The 16,300-nt window shown below is 64.6% G+C and carries 12 protein-coding genes; 4 read left to right on the top strand and 8 right to left on the bottom strand.

All coding sequences use genetic code 11. The features are described from left to right. The first annotated feature begins 3 nt into the window (after positions 1-3). Positions 4-960, top strand: coding sequence for an SDR family oxidoreductase (locus tag EJ072_RS18850; RefSeq protein ID WP_126080786.1), 957 nt, complete (start codon positions 4-6; stop codon positions 958-960). Positions 961-1,023: 63 nt separating this feature from the next. Here the strand turns inward: EJ072_RS18850 and EJ072_RS18845 are convergent, their stop codons facing one another. The 7 genes from EJ072_RS18845 to EJ072_RS18815 form a co-directional block, all read right to left on the bottom strand. Then, on the bottom strand, positions 1,024-1,182 hold the full coding sequence (locus EJ072_RS18845) for a DUF3309 family protein (RefSeq protein WP_040991775.1): 159 nt from the start codon (positions 1,180-1,182) through the stop codon (positions 1,024-1,026). Between the two features lie 96 nt (positions 1,183-1,278). Further along, positions 1,279-4,455, bottom strand: a complete 3,177-nt coding sequence (locus EJ072_RS18840; protein WP_126080785.1) for an efflux RND transporter permease subunit — start codon at positions 4,453-4,455, stop codon at positions 1,279-1,281. A gap of 74 nt (positions 4,456-4,529) precedes the next feature. Continuing rightward, positions 4,530-5,741, bottom strand: coding sequence for an efflux RND transporter periplasmic adaptor subunit (locus EJ072_RS18835; RefSeq protein ID WP_126080784.1), 1,212 nt, complete (start codon positions 5,739-5,741; stop codon positions 4,530-4,532). 354 nt (positions 5,742-6,095) lie between these two features. Then, positions 6,096-7,517: a coniferyl aldehyde dehydrogenase gene (locus tag EJ072_RS18830; protein ID WP_126080783.1), complete on the bottom strand. Its 1,422-nt coding sequence runs from the start codon at positions 7,515-7,517 to the stop codon at positions 6,096-6,098. A 124-nt stretch (positions 7,518-7,641) separates the two neighbouring features. Beyond that, positions 7,642-8,772: a patatin-like phospholipase family protein gene (locus EJ072_RS18825; RefSeq protein WP_126083677.1), complete on the bottom strand. Its 1,131-nt coding sequence runs from the start codon at positions 8,770-8,772 to the stop codon at positions 7,642-7,644. A gap of 196 nt (positions 8,773-8,968) precedes the next feature. Next, entirely contained in the window at positions 8,969-10,132 is a 1,164-nt protein-coding gene (locus EJ072_RS18820) for an IS4 family transposase (protein ID WP_126078352.1), read from the bottom strand. A 317-nt stretch (positions 10,133-10,449) separates the two neighbouring features. After that, complete coding sequence (locus EJ072_RS18815) at positions 10,450-11,550, bottom strand: citrate synthase/methylcitrate synthase (protein ID WP_126080782.1); 1,101 nt, start codon at positions 11,548-11,550, stop codon at positions 10,450-10,452. Between the two features lie 89 nt (positions 11,551-11,639). Here EJ072_RS18815 and EJ072_RS18810 point away from each other — a divergent pair, with 89 nt between their 5' ends. Beyond that, positions 11,640-12,785 (top strand): citrate synthase, encoded by a 1,146-nt coding sequence (locus EJ072_RS18810; RefSeq protein ID WP_126080781.1) that lies wholly within the window; start codon positions 11,640-11,642, stop codon positions 12,783-12,785. 251 nt (positions 12,786-13,036) lie between these two features. On the opposite strand, the gene phaR is transcribed toward EJ072_RS18810, so the two are convergent. Continuing rightward, positions 13,037-13,630, bottom strand: a complete 594-nt coding sequence (gene phaR / locus EJ072_RS18805; protein WP_042641310.1) for a polyhydroxyalkanoate synthesis repressor PhaR — start codon at positions 13,628-13,630, stop codon at positions 13,037-13,039. A 306-nt stretch (positions 13,631-13,936) separates the two neighbouring features. Here phaR and EJ072_RS18800 point away from each other — a divergent pair, with 306 nt between their 5' ends. Both EJ072_RS18800 and phbB read left to right on the top strand, forming a co-directional pair. Further along, the gene (locus EJ072_RS18800) at positions 13,937-15,121 is read left to right on the top strand and encodes an acetyl-CoA C-acetyltransferase (protein WP_126080780.1); all 1,185 of its coding nucleotides are present in this window, start codon (positions 13,937-13,939) and stop codon (positions 15,119-15,121) included. 122 nt (positions 15,122-15,243) lie between these two features. Then, the gene (phbB, locus tag EJ072_RS18795) at positions 15,244-15,969 is read left to right on the top strand and encodes an acetoacetyl-CoA reductase (RefSeq protein WP_126080779.1); all 726 of its coding nucleotides are present in this window, start codon (positions 15,244-15,246) and stop codon (positions 15,967-15,969) included. Positions 15,970-16,300 lie beyond the last annotated feature (331 nt).

Here is a 16,300-nt window from a genome sequence, read left to right as displayed (position 1 = left end):
CAGATGACCAAGATCGCAATCCTCGGCGCCAATGGCCGGCTCGGCCGCGTGGTCGGCAAGGCCTTCATCGACGCCGGCTTCGACGTCCGCGCCGTCACCCGTACCGGCAAGGTTCCGGCCGAACTCAAGGGCGCCACCGCGGTTGCCGGCGACGCGCTGGATCGCCAATCCCTGATCCGCGCCACCCAAGGCGTCGACATCATCTTCAACGGCTTGAACCCGATCTACACCGATTGGGGCAAGTGCATGCCGATGGCCGAGAACGTCATGACCGCCTGCCGTGAAAACGGCGCCCTGCATCTCTTCCCGGGCACCGTCTACAATTACGGCTCGCCGATGCCGCAGGTGATCACCGAAGCGACGCCGTTCCATCCGACCACCGAGAAGGGCCGTATCCGCTGCGCCATGGAAGACCTGTTTCGCGGCGAGGCCGAAGCCGGCCGGGTCCGCACCATCGTCCTCAGAGCCGGCGACTTCTTCGGCGGCACCGGCAGCGGCTCCTGGTTCGACCTCGTCGTCGCCGCCAAGATGGAGAAGGGCGTCTACACCGCGCCCGGCCCGGCCGACCTGACCCATGAATGGGCCTACCTGCCGGACTTCTCCGTCGCCTTCGTCGGCCTGGCGAAGAACCTCGACAAAACGGGCCTCTTCGAAGCCATCAACTTCCCCGGCCACGCCATCACCGACCTCGACATGAAGGCGGCGGCCGAGAAGGCGCTCGGCCGCAAGCTGAAGCTCTCCTTCATGCCCTGGTGGGTTCTGCGCGCCGGCAGCCCGTTCGTCGCAATGTGGAAGGAGATCGTGTCGATGTCCTATCTGCGCTACGAGCCGCACCGGCTGGTTTCGACGCGGCTGGAAGAGATCATCGGCGAAATCCCGCATACCCCGCTCGATGAGGCGGTGAAGGAGGCCTTGCAGGATATCGGCATCGCCGTGCAGCCCTCGCGCCTGGGCGCTTGATCAAAAGCTCCAACGAAAGATGAAACGGCCGGGTTTCAAAGCCCGGCCGCAATTCATTGAAGATCAGATTCTGCCCATCAGCAGCAGGATGAGCAGCACGACCAAAATGACGCCGACGATGCCGGAAGGGCCGTAGCCCCAGGAGCGCGAATGCGGCCATGCCGGCACGGCGCCGATCAGGATCAGGATCAGGATTATTACGAGAATTGTGCCGATCGTCATGAAAAATCCTCGCCGTCTGGTTGAACTTCGAGGGAACAATGCAAATAGCCGCCCGGTTGTTCCGGGCGGCTTCTCGTCTTGGCGTTGCGAACCGCTCTATTCCGCCGCTTTCGGAAAGGCAACCGCCGGCTCTGTGCCAGTTTCTCCAGCGGGCGCGCCCGTCGTGACCTCGCCCTTGCCACTGCGGAACAGGCGTCCGAACCAGCCGCGTCGCTGGCCGGGCTTCACCTTGGCGCGAGTGAACACCATCAGCATAGACGGCGTCACCACCAGCGTCAGCAGCGTGGCGAAGGACAGGCCGAAGACGATCGCCGAGGACAGCGAGATCCACCATTGCGTCGAGGGCGCGTTGATCGTCGTCTCGTGATGGAAGATTTCGAGACCGAGACCGAAGGCGATCGGCAGCACGCCGAGGATGGCCGACACCGCCGTCAGCACCACCGGACGGGCGCGCTCCCGGCAGGTCTGCAGCACCGCGTCCATCTTGTCCCAGCCTTCCTCGTGCAATCGGTCATAGGTGTCGATCAAAACGATGTTGTTGTTCACCACCACGCCGGCCAGCGCGATGACGCCGATGCCCGACATGACGATGCCGAAGGCCTCGCCTGTCAGAAGCAAGCCTAAGAACACGCCGATCGTCGCCATCACCACGCAGGACAAGACAAGCCACACGCTGGTGAACTTGTTGAACTGTGCCAAGAGCACCAGGAAGATCAGGAAGATCGCCGCGCCAAAGGCCTTGCCGAGGAAGGCGCTGGCTTCGGCGCTGTCCTCGTTGGAGCCGGCGAGCTTCCAGCGGATGCCGCTGCCGAGATCCATGTCGGTGACGGCCTTGGTGACCTGCTCTTGCACGGCGGCGACCTGCGCGCCGGCGCTGACATTGGCCTGCACGACCACGGTGCGCGCGCCGTCGATGCGGTTGAGGATGCCGACAGTCGGCTCGGGCTTGCGCACGACGAAGTTGGAGATCGGCACCGAGCCTTGCGAGGTCTGCACGCGAAGCTCGTCGAGTGTCGACAGAGTGCGCCGGTCCTCCGGCAGGCGCAGCCTTATGTCGACCGCGTCGTCGGCGCCGGCTGGCCTGTATTCCGAGAGCTTGAGGCCGTTGGTGACCAGCTGCACCACCGTGCCGACAGAGGTCGGGCTGATGCCGTATTGCGCCGCCTTGGCGCGGTCGACCTCGAGCGCCCAGTCGACGCCGGGCGGCGGCAGGCCGTCCGAAATGTCGATGACGTTGGGGATCTTGGCGATGCGCGCCGCCACCGCGCCCGCCTTGTCGTCCAGCCCGGCCGGGTCGGCGGCCGACAGCCGGATCTGGATCGGCTTGCCGGTCGGCGGGCCGGCTTCTGGAACGCGCACTTCGACATCGACGCCGGGAATGCCGGCCATCACGCCGCGCAGGTCATCGAGGATCTGGTTGGCGGACTTGCGCTGGCGCCAGTCGACGAATTCATACTGGATGACCCCGACCACGTCCTCCGGAATGTCCTGGCCGCCGCCCTGCGTCTTGCCGACGCGCGTATAGACCGACTTCACGCCGGGCCAGCCGAGCAGCCGGCTTTCCGCCGTCTTGGTGGCGGCGTCCATTTCCGCCAGCGAAAGATTGCCGCGGGCATGGACATAGAGCAGGCCGTAATCCGGCTCGACGCTCGGGAAGAACTCGACGCCCGCGCCATATTTCGAATAGGCGAAGCCGACGCCGACCAAAAGCCCGACGGTGAGCAGGATGACAGTCATCGGGAAGCGGACAGCCTGCTTGACCACGGCCATGTACCAGCCGTCGCGATTGCCCTCCTCGTGATGCTCCGGCGCCTTGGCGAAGATCGCGCCCAAAGTCGGCGCGAACACCAGCGCATAGAGCATCGAAGCCGACAGCGTCACGATCAGCGTGATCGGCATGTATTTCATGAAATCGCCGATGATGCCGGGCCAGAACAAGAGCGGCGAGAAGGCGGCGATGCGCGTCATCGTCGCCGCGATGACTGGGCCGGCCATGCGCTTGGCGGCCAGCGCGAAGGCGTCGGCCTTCGGCATGCCCTCACTCATGCGCCGTTCGGCGAATTCGGTGACGATGATGGCGTCGTCCACCAGCATGCCGACAGCCAGGATCAGGCTGAACAGCACGATCATGTTGATCGTGTAGCCCATCATGGCGAGCAGCAGGATGCCCATCAGGAACGATGATGGGATGGCAAGCCCGATGAGCAGGGAAGCCCGTCCCGACAGCGCATAGAGGATGACGATGAACACCAGGATGACGGCGATCATCACATGGTTCTGCAGGTCGCCGAGCAGCTGGTTGACGAAGACCGACTTGTCCTGCGTGTAGGTGACATGCATGCCCTCGGGCATGGTCTTGATGAAATTGTCCGACACTTCACGGACATGGATCAGGGTGTCGATGAGGTTGGCGCCGATGCGCTTCTTCACTTCGATGGCGATGGCCGGCTTGCCGTCGAGCCGGGTGACTGTCTCGGCGTCCTTGAAGGTCGAGCGGATGGTGGCGACGTCCTTGGCCTGGACCACGGCGTTCGGTGTGGCGACGACCGGCAGGTTGGCGACATCTTCCGGCGTCTCGATCAGCGACGGCACCTTGACCGCGTATTTGCCTTCCGAGCCCTCGAGATTACCGGCCGCGACAAGGCTGTTGGAGGAAGCGACGCCCTGAATCACCTGATCGAGCTGCAGCCCGTAGGAGGACAGCTTGACCGGGTCGATGACGACCTCGACGAGGTCGTCGCGCGCGCCCTGCAGCGAGCCTTCGAGCACGCCGGGCACTTCCTCGATACGGTCGCGCAGCTCGCGCGCGGCGGCCGTCAGCACGCGCTCCGGCACATCGCCGGAAAGCGTCACGACCAGGACCGGGAATTCCGAAACGTTGACCTCGTTGACCGTCGGCTCCTCGGCCGCCTGCGGCAGGTCGGCCTTGGCGTCCTGCACCTTGCTGCGCGTATCCTGCAGCGCCGTCGCGAGATCCGTCTGCGGCTGGAATTCGACCAGCACATAGCCGCCGCCCTGGAAGGCGGCCGAGCGCATCTCCTTCAGCCCCTTGAGGCTCTTGAGCTTGCTTTCCATTGGCCTCAGCAGCAGGCGCTCGGAATCCTCCGGCGAGATGCCCTGATAGATCAGGCTGACATACATCATCGGAATCGGAACGTCGGGCTCCGCTTCCTTCGGTGTCGACTGATAGGCGACCCAGCCCGCGACGAGCAGGAACAGCAGCGCCGATATTGTGAGGCGGGCATTGTTGATGGCGAGTCTGACGATATCCATGACTTCGGCCTGTTATGCTTCCAAGGCTGCGGACCGCCGTCGCGGGATTGGCCCGGCGACGGACGCGTCGTGCTTTACTGCGTGCCGGCGGCGGCTTCGCCGATCAGCTTGCTGATGGTCGCCTGATCGGCCTCGACGGGCTTCACCAAGTCGCCTTCCTTTACCAGCTCCTGGCCGGCGACGATGATGCGCGCATCTTCCGGAATGCCGCCCAGCACCAGGCCGTGCGGCGTGTCGTCGACGAGATCGATCGGGAAGAAGGCCACCTTGTCGTCCTTGCCCACGGCGCGGATGCCGAGGTCGCCCTTGTCGCCGAGCGTCACCACCGAACGCGGCAGCATGACCGCATTGGTCGGCTCGGCGCTGAGCGTGATCTCGGCCGTCATGCCGGCGGGGATGGAGCCGTCGCCATTGGGGATCGCCACCTCGACGCGGAAGGTGCGGGTCTGCGCCGAGGCATCGCGGCTGATGTAGCGAACCGTGCCGGTGACCTTCTGGTCGTTGACCAGACGCACATCGGCCTGGTCGCCGATCTTGACGTAGCGCAGGTCACGCTCGCTGATCTCGCCGCGCGCGATGACCGGATCAAGCTTCAGGATCGTCGCCACCTCGCCGCCCTGCATCACCGAGCTGCCGAGCTCCACCGGGATGCGGTCGATGACGCCGTCGAACGGCGCCTTCACCTCATTGCGGTCGAGCTCCGCCTGCGCGGCATCGAGCTGCGATTGCGCGAGCGTCAGGTTGGAACGGGCAGTGTCGAGCTGCAGCTTCGGCAGATTGCCGGTCTTGGCCAGCCGCTCGGCGGCGTCGAGCTCGGCCTTGCGCTGCACAAGCAGCTGCCTGGCGTTGTCGACATTGGAGATCTTCTCCTCGGCCGCGAGCATCAGCACGAGATCGCCTGTCTTGACATGGTCGCCCTGCTTGACCGGCAGCTTTTCGATGACGCCGGCGACGCGCGTCGCCAGCACGGCGCGCTTGTCGGCCTCGGTCAGGCCGGAGATGCGGATGGCGCGCGCGAAGGTCTTGCGCGGCGGCGTCACCACCGCCACGGTGCGCGACGCGGCCTTTGGCTCAGCCTCGGCTGTCTTCGCCTTGGCGGCCTCCGGCTGGCCGGCGCCGGCCTGTTTGTCGGTCGTAGCCGACTTGTCGGTAGTAACCGACTTGTCGGTGGTGACAGACTTGTCCGCGGCGCTGCCGACAGAGGAAAACTCGCCCGTTCCCATCCAGGCCGCGAAACCGATGAGCACGGCAACGGCTGCAAGCTTGTGAAACCTGATTTTCGGCATCGTCATTTTTCCGTAGCAGGACCTGGCTAGGTCGGCGCTTCCGACTTGGGCGCGCGGCCGATATGGGTGTGCGCGGGGCCTAGTTCAATTTGCCGTGATCGGCGGACGCCGCTTCTACCTGAAAGTTGCGGCGCAATATAGTCGGAAAAGTTGCCGGAACATTGCGGCGGGGAACGCTGTACCTCGACAAACACGGGCTTTTCTGCCAGCCGGCTGGCGCTTTTGCCGGCGCGCCGGCAGGTTTCCCCAAGGTTACTGGCAACAGCCGTCAGCATGATGCGAAAAATCGTCCACGGGCCGCGGCAGCCGTCCGGTCGGAGCGCGCTAGCGCCCCGCTATCCTCGGTTGAAGCTGTCAAGTGATGAGATTGAGCAGCCGGAAGATCCGCTCGAATGTCCTGCCGTAAGGCGGGCGCAGCAGGCCGCCCGCGCTGAGCTTCGACTGGATGAAGATCGGCTTTTCCTTGCTGAAGGTGCGGAATCCCCATTCGCCGTGATAGGCGCCGGTGCCGCTCTCGCCGACGCCGCCGAAGGGCTGCCGCTCCTGCACCAGATGCAGCATGCAGTCGTTGATCGTGACGCCGCCAGCCACCGTCTCGCGCATCACCCTTTGGCGGTTGGCGCTGTCGCTGCCGAACCAGTAGAGCGCCAGCGGACGCTCACCCCGGTTCACATGGTCGATGGCTTCGTCGACCGTGCCATATTCGACGATCGGCAGCACCGGCCCGAAAATCTCCTCGCGCATCAGCCGCAGATTGTCGCCGGCATTGCGCACCAGCACCGGCGCCATCTTGCGGTCGCTGACGCCGAGCGTCTCGTCGGCCGGGTTGATCTCGGTGATGTCGGCGCCGCTGTCGCGCGCCTCCGCGACCATGTCGCTCAGCCGCCGGTGATGCCGCTCGCTGACGATCGCCGTATAGTCGGGATTGTCGCCGAGGCGCGGATAGAGCTTGGCCATGGCGACAGCGAACTTGGCCGCGACCGCCGCGCCCTGGCCTCGCGGCACCATCAGATAGTCCGGCGCGATGCAGGTCTGTCCGGCGTTGAGCAGCTTGCCATAGGCGACGCTGGCGACCGCCGCGTCGAGGTCGCAGGACGGATCGAAGATTGCCGGCGACTTGCCGCCGAGTTCCAGCGTCACCGGCGTCAGGTTGGCGGCGGCGGCCAGCGCCACTTGGCGGCCGACGGCGGTCGAGCCGGTGAACAGGAGGTGGTCGAAAGGCAGCGACACGAATGCCTTGCCGACATCGGCGTCGCCCACCATCACGGCGACCTCGTCGGCGGCGAAATATTTCTCGACTAGGCTGGCGAGCAGGTCCGAAAACTTCGGCGTCAGCTCAGACGGCTTGATCATGACGCGATTGCCGGCCGCGAGCGCCGCGGTCGCCGGCGCGACGGCGAGCTGGAAAGGATAGTTCCAGGGCGAGACGATGCCGACGACGCCGAGCGGCTGCGGCAAAAGGCGGTTGCGCCCCGGCATAAACGGCAGGCTGGTGGCGACGCGGCGCTCGCGCATCCAGGCGCTGAGATGCGACAGCGCATGCCTAATGCCGGCGCGCACGACGAACAGTTCGGCAAGCCGCGTTTCCTCAGCCGAGCGGGCGGAGAAATCGCTGTCGATCGCCGCGCAGATCTCGGCTTCGTGCTTTTCGGTGAGCGCCAGCAGGCGGTTCAGCCGGTCCTTGCGCACATCCAGCGTCGGGAACGGCTCCTTCTCGAAGGCCCGGCATTGCGCTTCAAACCGGACGCCAAGAGCGTTCTGCCTCGTTTGCAGCATCGCAACCTCCCCTTTACGTTCAGGTAAGACTACATCGCGCCGCGGGCATGATCCAGCGCCCCGCCGGTTCCGTTGCGGAAGATGCTGACAGCCGGGACGGACTTGCTGACAGGCATGGATGACCTTAAGCCCGACGCCGCGCCGACTCCGGCTTGATATGCGCGGCGAGGAACTCCTTCACCCGGCGCCCCGGCGCCGGGCCGCGCAACGGCTTGAAGCCGTCGTCAAGCTCGCCTGAAAGATCGAGTGTCGGCCGCTGACCGACGGCGTCGTAATTCTCTTCCAGCCAGTCGCTGGCAGCACTTCGGCCGAGGTCGCGCAGATAGGCGATGAAGGCCCATTCGGCATTGACCTTGGACGAGGCCGAGAGGTCCTTGAAAGCCTCGTCGGCATCGATGCGGTGCATACGGATGTCGCGATATTCGCCATGCGGCAGGCGTCCGGCCGCGATCAGCTCCTTGACGAAGGCGATCGAACGGAATTCGCGCAGCAGGCCGGCGTTGAAGGTGATCTCGTCGATGCGGTTCTGGATCTCGTTGGCGCTTTTCGGCGTGCCTTCGCGCACCACGGGATTGATCTGCACCAGAAGCACATCCTCGGTTGCCGCCGCCTTGAAGAACGGAAAGAGCGCCGGATTGCCGCCATAGCCGCCATCCCAATAGGGAACGCCCTTGATCTCCACGGCGCGGAACAATTGCGGCAAGCAGGCCGACGCCATCACCGTGTCGAGGTCGATCTCGCCGTCGGAGAAAACGCGCAGCTGTCCGGTCTCGACATTGGTCGCCGAGATGAACAGCTCCATCGACTTGCAGGCGCGCACATTGCCGAAGTCGATCTCCTTCTCCACCACATCGCGCAGTGGATTGAGGCCGAGCGGATTGGCGACATAGGGCGAGAACACCCGCGACATCGTGTCGAAGAAAAGATAGCCCGGCGTGTTCTCGATCGACCAGTTGCCCCACGCGACGTCCCACGGCATGCGCTGCACCGGGCTGAAACGGCCCTTCGAGGCCACCGCCCGCCAGAAATCGTCGAGCTTCTTTCGCGCGCCTTCCACGCCGCCCCGGACAAAACCGTCGGCCAGCGCCACCGCGTTCATAGCGCCGGCGCTGGTGCCGGACACCGCCGCGATCTCCAGCCGCCCATCCTCCAGCAGCCGGTCGAGCACACCCCAGGAAAAGGCCCCATGCGAGCCGCCGCCCTGCAGCGCGATGTTGATCTTCTTCTTTTCCTCCGCCTTGCCGTTCTTCGCCATGGCGTTCCTTGTCTTGATGCGCTGGCCTGCCCCTGCGTCATGTTGCAAGGGCGGCTTCTGCCTGCCCATGTTGCAGTGCAACATATAAGGACGAACCAAGGCAAGAACACGAACACACAAGCGTGATCGGATGAAATTTTGGTCGCGAGACGCTCTTTTCCTCGCCCCACGAAAGTGCAGGGCTGTCCGGGGAAAGTTAGACATAGTCGAGGCTCATCTGATCGGGAGAGCAGCGGGGGTACCTTCGACTTGGATTGACGGGCGGCGGTTTGTCGATGGCGGCGATGTGGCGCCGCTCGAACAGGCATCGTGTCACCAGGTCGGTGAAGCGCAGGATCGGCAGTGCAACGCGATATGCGCGCGCTGCAATGCGCAACAGCGCATAGGCGATCATGGCGGCGAAGAGCTGCAGGCGGATGGCGTTGTCATTGTTGCCGAGGAACTTACGGATCTTGAGGTGCTGCTTGATCCAGCGGAACAGGAGCTCAATCTGCCAGCGCCCCTTGTAGAGGGCTGCTATGTCGGCGGCCGAGCGCTCGAGATCGTTGGTCAGCAGCGTGATGGTGTCGCCTTCGTCTCGCTTCACGATGATGCGACGCAAGCGGATCGGCAGTTTGGAATCGCCTTTGCTGGCAAAGCTCACCTCGGCATCCTCAAGCACGGTGAAGCCATCGCCGTGCATGGCTGCGAGGGGACGATCGCACACCAGCTTGAGCCCCATGTTGGTTTTGGGCCGGGTGACGAAGAAGGCTTGCGCCGCCGCGATCGCCGTCCACCAGCCGTAGTGGCAGTAACCCTTGTCGAACACGTAGGTCGCACCGTCTTCGATAGAGATGGTGCGGCCGATCTGGGCGTCGTTGACGTTGGCATCGGTGATGTCGAGGACGCGCGGACAGTCGCTGTCTGGATCATAGACGATATGCAGCTTCATGCCGCGGATGCGGCCGTTCGACTTGGCCCAGTCGCAAAGCTTGCCGAGCGGGATGGGCGTGGAATCGATCAGCCGCAGCATGGCACTGCCTTCGCGACGCATCTGCCGGTCGAGTTGGCCTGCAAGCAGGGCGAACGTCTCGGCGAAGACGGCTACAGGGCGGCGCCGGTTGGCGTCCGACAAGGTCGAGCGCCGCAACAGGTCGCTGCCGAGGTGGTAATGGTGCTGGCAGTTGGCGTTCCAGCCGGCTTGCAGGCTGCGAAGGCTCGTCGCGCCGCTGAGCTGAGCATAGATCAACACCACGAGATGGTCCCAGCTCTTGAACGACTTGTCATACGCATCCCCGTCATGGCTATCCACAATCGTCTGGAAGCGGCGACGATTGATCGGTTCAACCAGCTTGCCAAGAATGCTAGGCGTAAAGCGCATGCCCCGTTCCCTTTCTGAGTCTCGACAACCAGAAGGTAGACGGAAAATCCCCGTCTTACGGGGCATGCACATGCGGCATTTCGATTCACCCGAACCTTTCCCCGGACAGCCCTGCACGAAAGTGGGGAGAGGTGGCCCGGCGCAGCCGGGACGGAGAGGGGCCTCTCGACCGCCGAAATTTGCTTTGGAAACCTCGGCAGACCGGATTCATCGGCACTTCGCCGGAAAGAGCCGCTGCTTCACGGCCGGCGTCCCTCTCTCCGTCCCGGCTTCGCCGGGCCACCTCTCCCCCGCGTTGCGGGGGCGAGGAAGCAGGCTCAAGCCACTAGATCCGGCACCGGCCCGAAATACCGCGACTGCGGTCTGATCAGCCGTCCGGTAGCCTGCTGCTCGCGGGCATGCGCGATCCAGCCGGCGACGCGGCCGGCGGCGAAGACGTTGGAGAATGCCTCTTTCGGGAAGCCGACCGCTTCGAGCAGAAGCGCGGTGTAGAATTCGACATTAGTCTGGATCGAGCGCTGCGGCTTGGCGATCCTGAGCACTTCGAGCGCGGCCTGTTCCACCGTCTCGGCGAAGGCCAGCCGGCTGCCCATCTTCTTGCTGCTTGCTTCGTTGCGGGAACCAAGCTGCCGCACCACCGCCTTCAGCGCGTCGGCGCGCGGATCGCGCACGCGGTAGATACGGTGGCCGAAGCCCATGATGCGCTCGCCATGCGCGATCTCGGCGCTGAGCCAGCCGGTCGCATCGCCGCTGGCCTCGATGGCGTCCAGCATCTCGATCACCGGCCCCGGCGCGCCGCCATGCAGCGGGCCCTTCAGCGCGCCGAGCCCGGCCAGGATCGCCGAGGTCAGCCCGGCCTGTGTCGACGCCACCACGCGGGTCGCGAAGGTCGAGGCGTTGAGCCCGTGGTCGCAGACCGTCACCAGATAGCTGTCGAGCGCCTTGGCAAGCGCCGGCGAGGCGGCGCCGGCGAGCATCCGCAGCATATCGCCGGCATGATCGGCTTTTGCGTCGGGAGCGATCGGAGTCTCGCCCCGGCCACGGCGCAGCAGGGCCGGCGTCAGCACCGCCGGCGCCGCGATCAAGCGCAGCGCGTCGGCAAGTCCGTCGCCGTCCGGCAGGACGGCCATGCCCGCTCGCATGCCGCTGTAGATGTCGAGCGGCGCGAACTGCGCAAGCAACGGCTTCACACGATCGAATACCTCCACCCGCGCCTTGCCGATCGCCTTCTCCAGTTCGGCGTCGCCGGGGAGATCGTCGAAGAAGCCGTCGAACAGCAGCCGCACCACCTGCGCGTAGCGCCAGCGGCCGGCGAGTTCCGCAAGCGAATGGCCGCGGATGGTGAGGTGCCCGCCCACACCGTCGACATCGGAAAGCACCGTGTCGGCCGCCACAACATCATCGAGCCCATTCGCCATGATCGTCTCCTTGACCTTTTGCGCTTTGCAATTAATGCTGCGCAATCAATGCATCAATCTTGATCAAGATAATCAATGTAGGGCGGCAAATGACGGAGTGGCTGACGCGGGAGCAAGCGCTGGAGCGGCTGAATGTCCGGCCGCAGACGCTCTATGCCTATGTCAGCCGCGGCCGCATCGGCATGAAGCCGGACGAGGCCGATCCGCGCCGCAGCCAGTACCGCGCCGACGACATCGCAGCACTTGCCACGCGACGCGATCGCGGCAGGAGTCCGCAAGCGATTGCCGAAAGCGCCATCGCCTGGGGCGAGCCGGCCATCGCCACCTCGATCTCGACTGTGCTGCATGGCCGCCTCATCTATCGCGGCAAGGACGCGGTGGAGTTCTCGGCGACGGCGACGCTCGAGGAGACCGCCGGACTGCTGTGGGCCTCCGGCCGTCCGGTGTCGTTTGCCTCGCTGACCCCTTCGGCCGCAGGGCAAAGCGGCACGCCGACCGCTTTCGCCAGGCTGTCGGCGCTTGCGGCCGAAGGCTGGCCCTCGCTCGGCCGCAGGCCGGCCATGCTGCAGCAGGACGGCGCCGCCGCGACCAGCGCGCTGGCGACGGCGCTCGGCGCAACGCCGGGCTCCGAACCCGTGCATGCAAGGCTGGCGCAGGGCTGGTCGGTGGAAGACGATGGCGCCGACCTTATCCGCAAGGCGTTGGTGCTGCTGGCCGATCACGAGCTCAACGCCTCGACCTTCGCCGCCCGCGTCGCGGCCTCCACCGGCGCGCCGATCGCCGCCTGCCTGCTCGCCGGTCTCGCGACGCTTATCGGCCCGCGTCACGGTGGCGCGGGTGCCGCGGCGATCGCGCTGGTCGAGGATGCGGAGCGGCTGGGCGCGGACGAAGCGATCGCCCGCTGGCTGGCGCATGACCGACCGCTGCCCGGCTTCGGCCATCCGCTCTATCCGGAAGGCGACCCGCGCGCCGAGGGCGTCTTCTCCGGCCTCGAGATCGACGAAGGGCTGTCGCGCCTTCGCAAGGCGGTCCTTGCCGCGACCGGCCTGCACCCCAACATCGATTTCGCCCTGGCTGCTATAACGCGCAGCCTGCGCCTGCCGGCCGACGCGCCGTTCCGCCTGTTCGCGCTCGGCCGCAGCGTCGGCTGGACGGCGCATGCCATCGAGCAGGTGACCAGCAACAGGCTGATCCGGCCCCGCGCCCGCTATGACGGGCCTATCGGCGCGGGATAATAGCCTTGCAGATTAGCGAAACGCGTTTGAGGTCGTCATTCTAGGGCGGAGCAAGGAGCGAAGCGACGCGCGCAGACCCTAGAATCCATTCCGTGACGCTAAGGCGTTGCGGCGATTAAAGAATTCTGCGCCGCTGCACCCTACGGCATCGGTCACGGAATGGATCCTTGGGTCAAGCCCGAGGATGACGAAGGGATAGGCCTTTGCGCCAATCTCCAGCTCGCGATCGCCGCCAAACCGCGACGCGCTCGTTAGGACATCGTGTCGAGCTTGCGCTGCATCGCCGCGATCTGCGCCTTCAATTCCTGCAGATCGTCGGACTTCTCTTCCTTCTTCGGCGGCTCGGCCGGGGCCGCGGCATTGCTGCCGGCGGGCGGGAACGGCGTGAACATGCGCATGGCGTTCTGGAACATCTCGACATTGCGGCGCGTCTGTTCCTCGAGCGCCTTGATCGGCGTCTTCATCATGTCCATCGGCGTCTTGCCGAAGGCGCCCTTCATCTGCTCGCGAAACCGCTCCTGCTCCTTGGAGAAGGCGATCATCGACTGCTCGAGGAAGCTCGGCACGATCATCTGCATCTGATCGCCGTAGAAGGAGATGAGCTGGCGCAGGAACGGGATCGGCAGCATGTTCTGCCCGTCCTTGTTCTCCAGCTCGAAAATGATCTGCGTCAGCACCGGATGCGTGATGTCGTCGCCGGTCTTGGCGTCCTGGACGGTGAACTCCTCGCCCTTCTTGACCATTTCGGCCAGGTCTTCGAGCGTCACATAGGTGCTGGTGCCGGTGTTGTAGAGCCGGCGATTGGCATACTTCTTGATGACGATCGGGTCGTCTTTTGCGGCCATCCGGATCCTCCCCAGGACACCGGCACCTCTAGGAGTAAGCGGCCGGTAACGATTGCGCCTTCTGTTAAGGATACGCGCAAAAGCGTCACAATTCCAAGTGGTTTGTGCACTGCGGCATCAATTAATGCTGCACAGCCATTGCAAAATCCGCCGCGCGGCCAACGTCACGTTACCGCGACTGGCGTGCGCTCTGCTTGCCGCGCATGGAGGCCATGCCCATTTCCGGTTTGACTCAGATCATTGAACGGGCAAGAAAAGTCTTCAACGATAGCCTAAAATACGACACCTCGAAGTCTGGAGAAGAAAATGGCCGCTTCCAATTCAATCGTCGTCGCCAGCGCCGCCCGCACAGCGGTCGGCTCCTTCAACGGCAGCTTCGCCGCCACGCCGGCGCATGAGCTAGGCGCCGTGGTCATCAAGGAACTGCTCGCCCGCGCGAGCGTCGAAGCCGCGGAGGTCGACGAGGTCATCCTCGGCCAGGTGCTGACCGCCGCTCAAGGACAGAACCCGGCCCGTCAGGCCTCGATCAATGCCGGCCTGCCGAAGGAAACCACGGCCTGGGGCCTCAACCAGGTTTGCGGCTCGGGCCTGCGCGCCATCGCGCTCGGCATGCAGCAGATCGCCGCCGGCGACGCCAAGGTGATCATCGCCGGCGGCCAGGAATCGATGTCGTTGTCGCCGCACGCCGAGCATCTTCGCGCAGGTGTGAAGATGGGCGACTACAAGATGATCGACACCATGATCAAGGACGGCCTGTGGGACGCTTTCAACGGCTACCACATGGGCAACACCGCCGAGAACGTCGCCCGCCAGTTCCAGATCACCCGCGAAACCCAGGACGAGTTCGCGCTTGCCTCGCAGAACAAGGCCGAGGCCGCGCAGAAGGCCGGCAGGTTCAAGGACGAGATCGTCGCCTTCACCATCAAGGGCAAGAAGGGCGACACCATCGTCGACCAGGACGAATATATCCGTCATGGCGCCACGATCGACGCCATGACCAAGCTGAGGCCCGCTTTCGACAAGGACGGCACGGTCACAGCCGCGAACGCGTCCGGCATCAATGACGGCGCCGCCGGCGCGCTGCTGATGACCGAGGCCGAGGCCGCCCGCCGCGGCATCACCCCGCTGGCGCGCATTGCTTCCTGGGCGACCGCCGGCGTCGACCCGGCGATCATGGGCACCGGTCCGATTCCCGCCTCGAAGCGGGCGCTGGAGAAGGCCGGCTGGTCGGTCAAGGACCTCGATCTCGTCGAGGCCAACGAGGCCTTCGCCGCGCAGGCCTGCGCCGTCAACCAGGGCATGGGCTGGGACCCCTCGATCGTCAACGTCAATGGCGGCGCCATCGCCATTGGCCATCCGATCGGCGCGTCCGGCGCCCGCATCTTCAACACGCTGGTCTACGAGATGCGCCGCCGCGGCGCTAAGAAAGGCCTTGCCACGCTGTGCATCGGCGGCGGCATGGGCGTCGCCATGTGCGTGGAAGCGATCTGAACAGCCAATTGCGAATAGAGAGTAGCGAATAGGGAAGAAAAAGCGTCGCGGCGGGACATCAGACCCCTACTCGCTATTCGCTACTCCCTATTCGCTCAGTCGATTTCTAAAGGGAGGACCACATGAGCAAGGTAGCAATTGTCACCGGCGGAACGCGCGGCATTGGTGCTGCGATATCGGCCGCCTTGAAGAACGCCGGCTATTCGGTCGCCGCCAACTATGCCGGCAATGACGAAGCGGCTCAGAAATTCAAGGCCGAGACCGGCATCCCGGTCTACAAATGGTCCGTCGCGGACTACGATGCCTGCGCCGCCGGCATCAAGCAGATCGAAGCCGATCTCGGTCCGGTCTCGGTGCTGGTCAACAACGCCGGCATCACCCGCGACGCCATGTTCCACAAGATGACGCCGGCACAGTGGAAGGAAGTGATCGACACCAACCTTTCCGGCGTCTTCAACATGACGCACCCGCTGTGGAGCGGCATGCGCGACCGCAAGTTCGGCCGCGTCATCACCATTTCCTCGATCAACGGCCAGAAGGGCCAGGCCGGCCAGGCCAATTATTCGGCGTCGAAGGCCGGCGACATCGGCTTCTCCAAGGCGCTTGCCCAGGAAGGCGCCCGCGCCGGCATAACCGTCAACGTGATCTGCCCCGGCTATATCGCGACCGAGATGGTCAAGGCGATCGACGAGAAGGTGCTCAACGAGCGCATCATCCCGCAGATCCCGGTCGGCCGCCTCGGCGAGCCGGAAGAGATCGCGCGCTGCGTCGTCTTCCTGGCTTCCGACGAGGCCGGCTTCATCACCGGCTCGACCATCACCGCCAATGGCGGCCAGTACTTTGCCTGACGGCATTTGTCGCCACGGCGGCTCCTGTTAGCGAGTAGCGAATAGGGAGTAGCGAATAGGGAAGAACGGCGGCGTCAGCGCGGCGGTTATCAGATCCCTATCCCCTATTCCCTATTCGCTACTCTCTATTCGCTCCAACTTGCCTCAATTCGGGACGCAAAAGTTAACGGCCCGGCCGCTCTCTGTGCACAACCCTTCTGACAAACTGTGAATCCTCGGTGGGCAAGCTGTGGATAACACCATATCTAGGGGTGAACAAACCGGGAAACTTCTTGCATCTCTGATTCGTCGCCGATTCGTTCTGGCTTTGGCCGAAAAGTTAACCGCAGAA

The sequence above is a fragment of the Mesorhizobium sp. M2A.F.Ca.ET.046.03.2.1 genome, assembly GCF_003952425.1.
Taxonomy (GTDB): Bacteria; Pseudomonadota; Alphaproteobacteria; order Rhizobiales; family Rhizobiaceae; genus Mesorhizobium.
Note: the sequence above shows the minus strand (reverse complement) of the source record. Positions and strands in the feature narration are given on the sequence as shown.

What these genes read in the sequence shown, in the direction of transcription:
- EJ072_RS18850 (WP_126080786.1), top strand. Translation starts at nt 4, where the DNA reads ATGACCAAGATCGCAATCCTCGGCGCCAATGGCCGGCTCGGCCGCGTG.
- EJ072_RS18845 (WP_040991775.1), bottom strand. Translation starts at nt 1,182, where the DNA reads ATGACGATCGGCACAATTCTCGTAATAATCCTGATCCTGATCCTGATC.
- EJ072_RS18840 (WP_126080785.1), bottom strand. Translation starts at nt 4,455, where the DNA reads ATGGATATCGTCAGACTCGCCATCAACAATGCCCGCCTCACAATATCG.
- EJ072_RS18835 (WP_126080784.1), bottom strand. Translation starts at nt 5,741, where the DNA reads ATGCCGAAAATCAGGTTTCACAAGCTTGCAGCCGTTGCCGTGCTCATC.
- EJ072_RS18830 (WP_126080783.1), bottom strand. Translation starts at nt 7,517, where the DNA reads ATGCTGCAAACGAGGCAGAACGCTCTTGGCGTCCGGTTTGAAGCGCAA.
- EJ072_RS18825 (WP_126083677.1), bottom strand. Translation starts at nt 8,772, where the DNA reads ATGGCGAAGAACGGCAAGGCGGAGGAAAAGAAGAAGATCAACATCGCG.
- EJ072_RS18820 (WP_126078352.1), bottom strand. Translation starts at nt 10,132, where the DNA reads ATGCGCTTTACGCCTAGCATTCTTGGCAAGCTGGTTGAACCGATCAAT.
- EJ072_RS18815 (WP_126080782.1), bottom strand. Translation starts at nt 11,550, where the DNA reads ATGGCGAATGGGCTCGATGATGTTGTGGCGGCCGACACGGTGCTTTCC.
- EJ072_RS18810 (WP_126080781.1), top strand. Translation starts at nt 11,640, where the DNA reads ATGACGGAGTGGCTGACGCGGGAGCAAGCGCTGGAGCGGCTGAATGTC.
- phaR (WP_042641310.1), bottom strand. Translation starts at nt 13,630, where the DNA reads ATGGCCGCAAAAGACGACCCGATCGTCATCAAGAAGTATGCCAATCGC.
- EJ072_RS18800 (WP_126080780.1), top strand. Translation starts at nt 13,937, where the DNA reads ATGGCCGCTTCCAATTCAATCGTCGTCGCCAGCGCCGCCCGCACAGCG.
- phbB (WP_126080779.1), top strand. Translation starts at nt 15,244, where the DNA reads ATGAGCAAGGTAGCAATTGTCACCGGCGGAACGCGCGGCATTGGTGCT.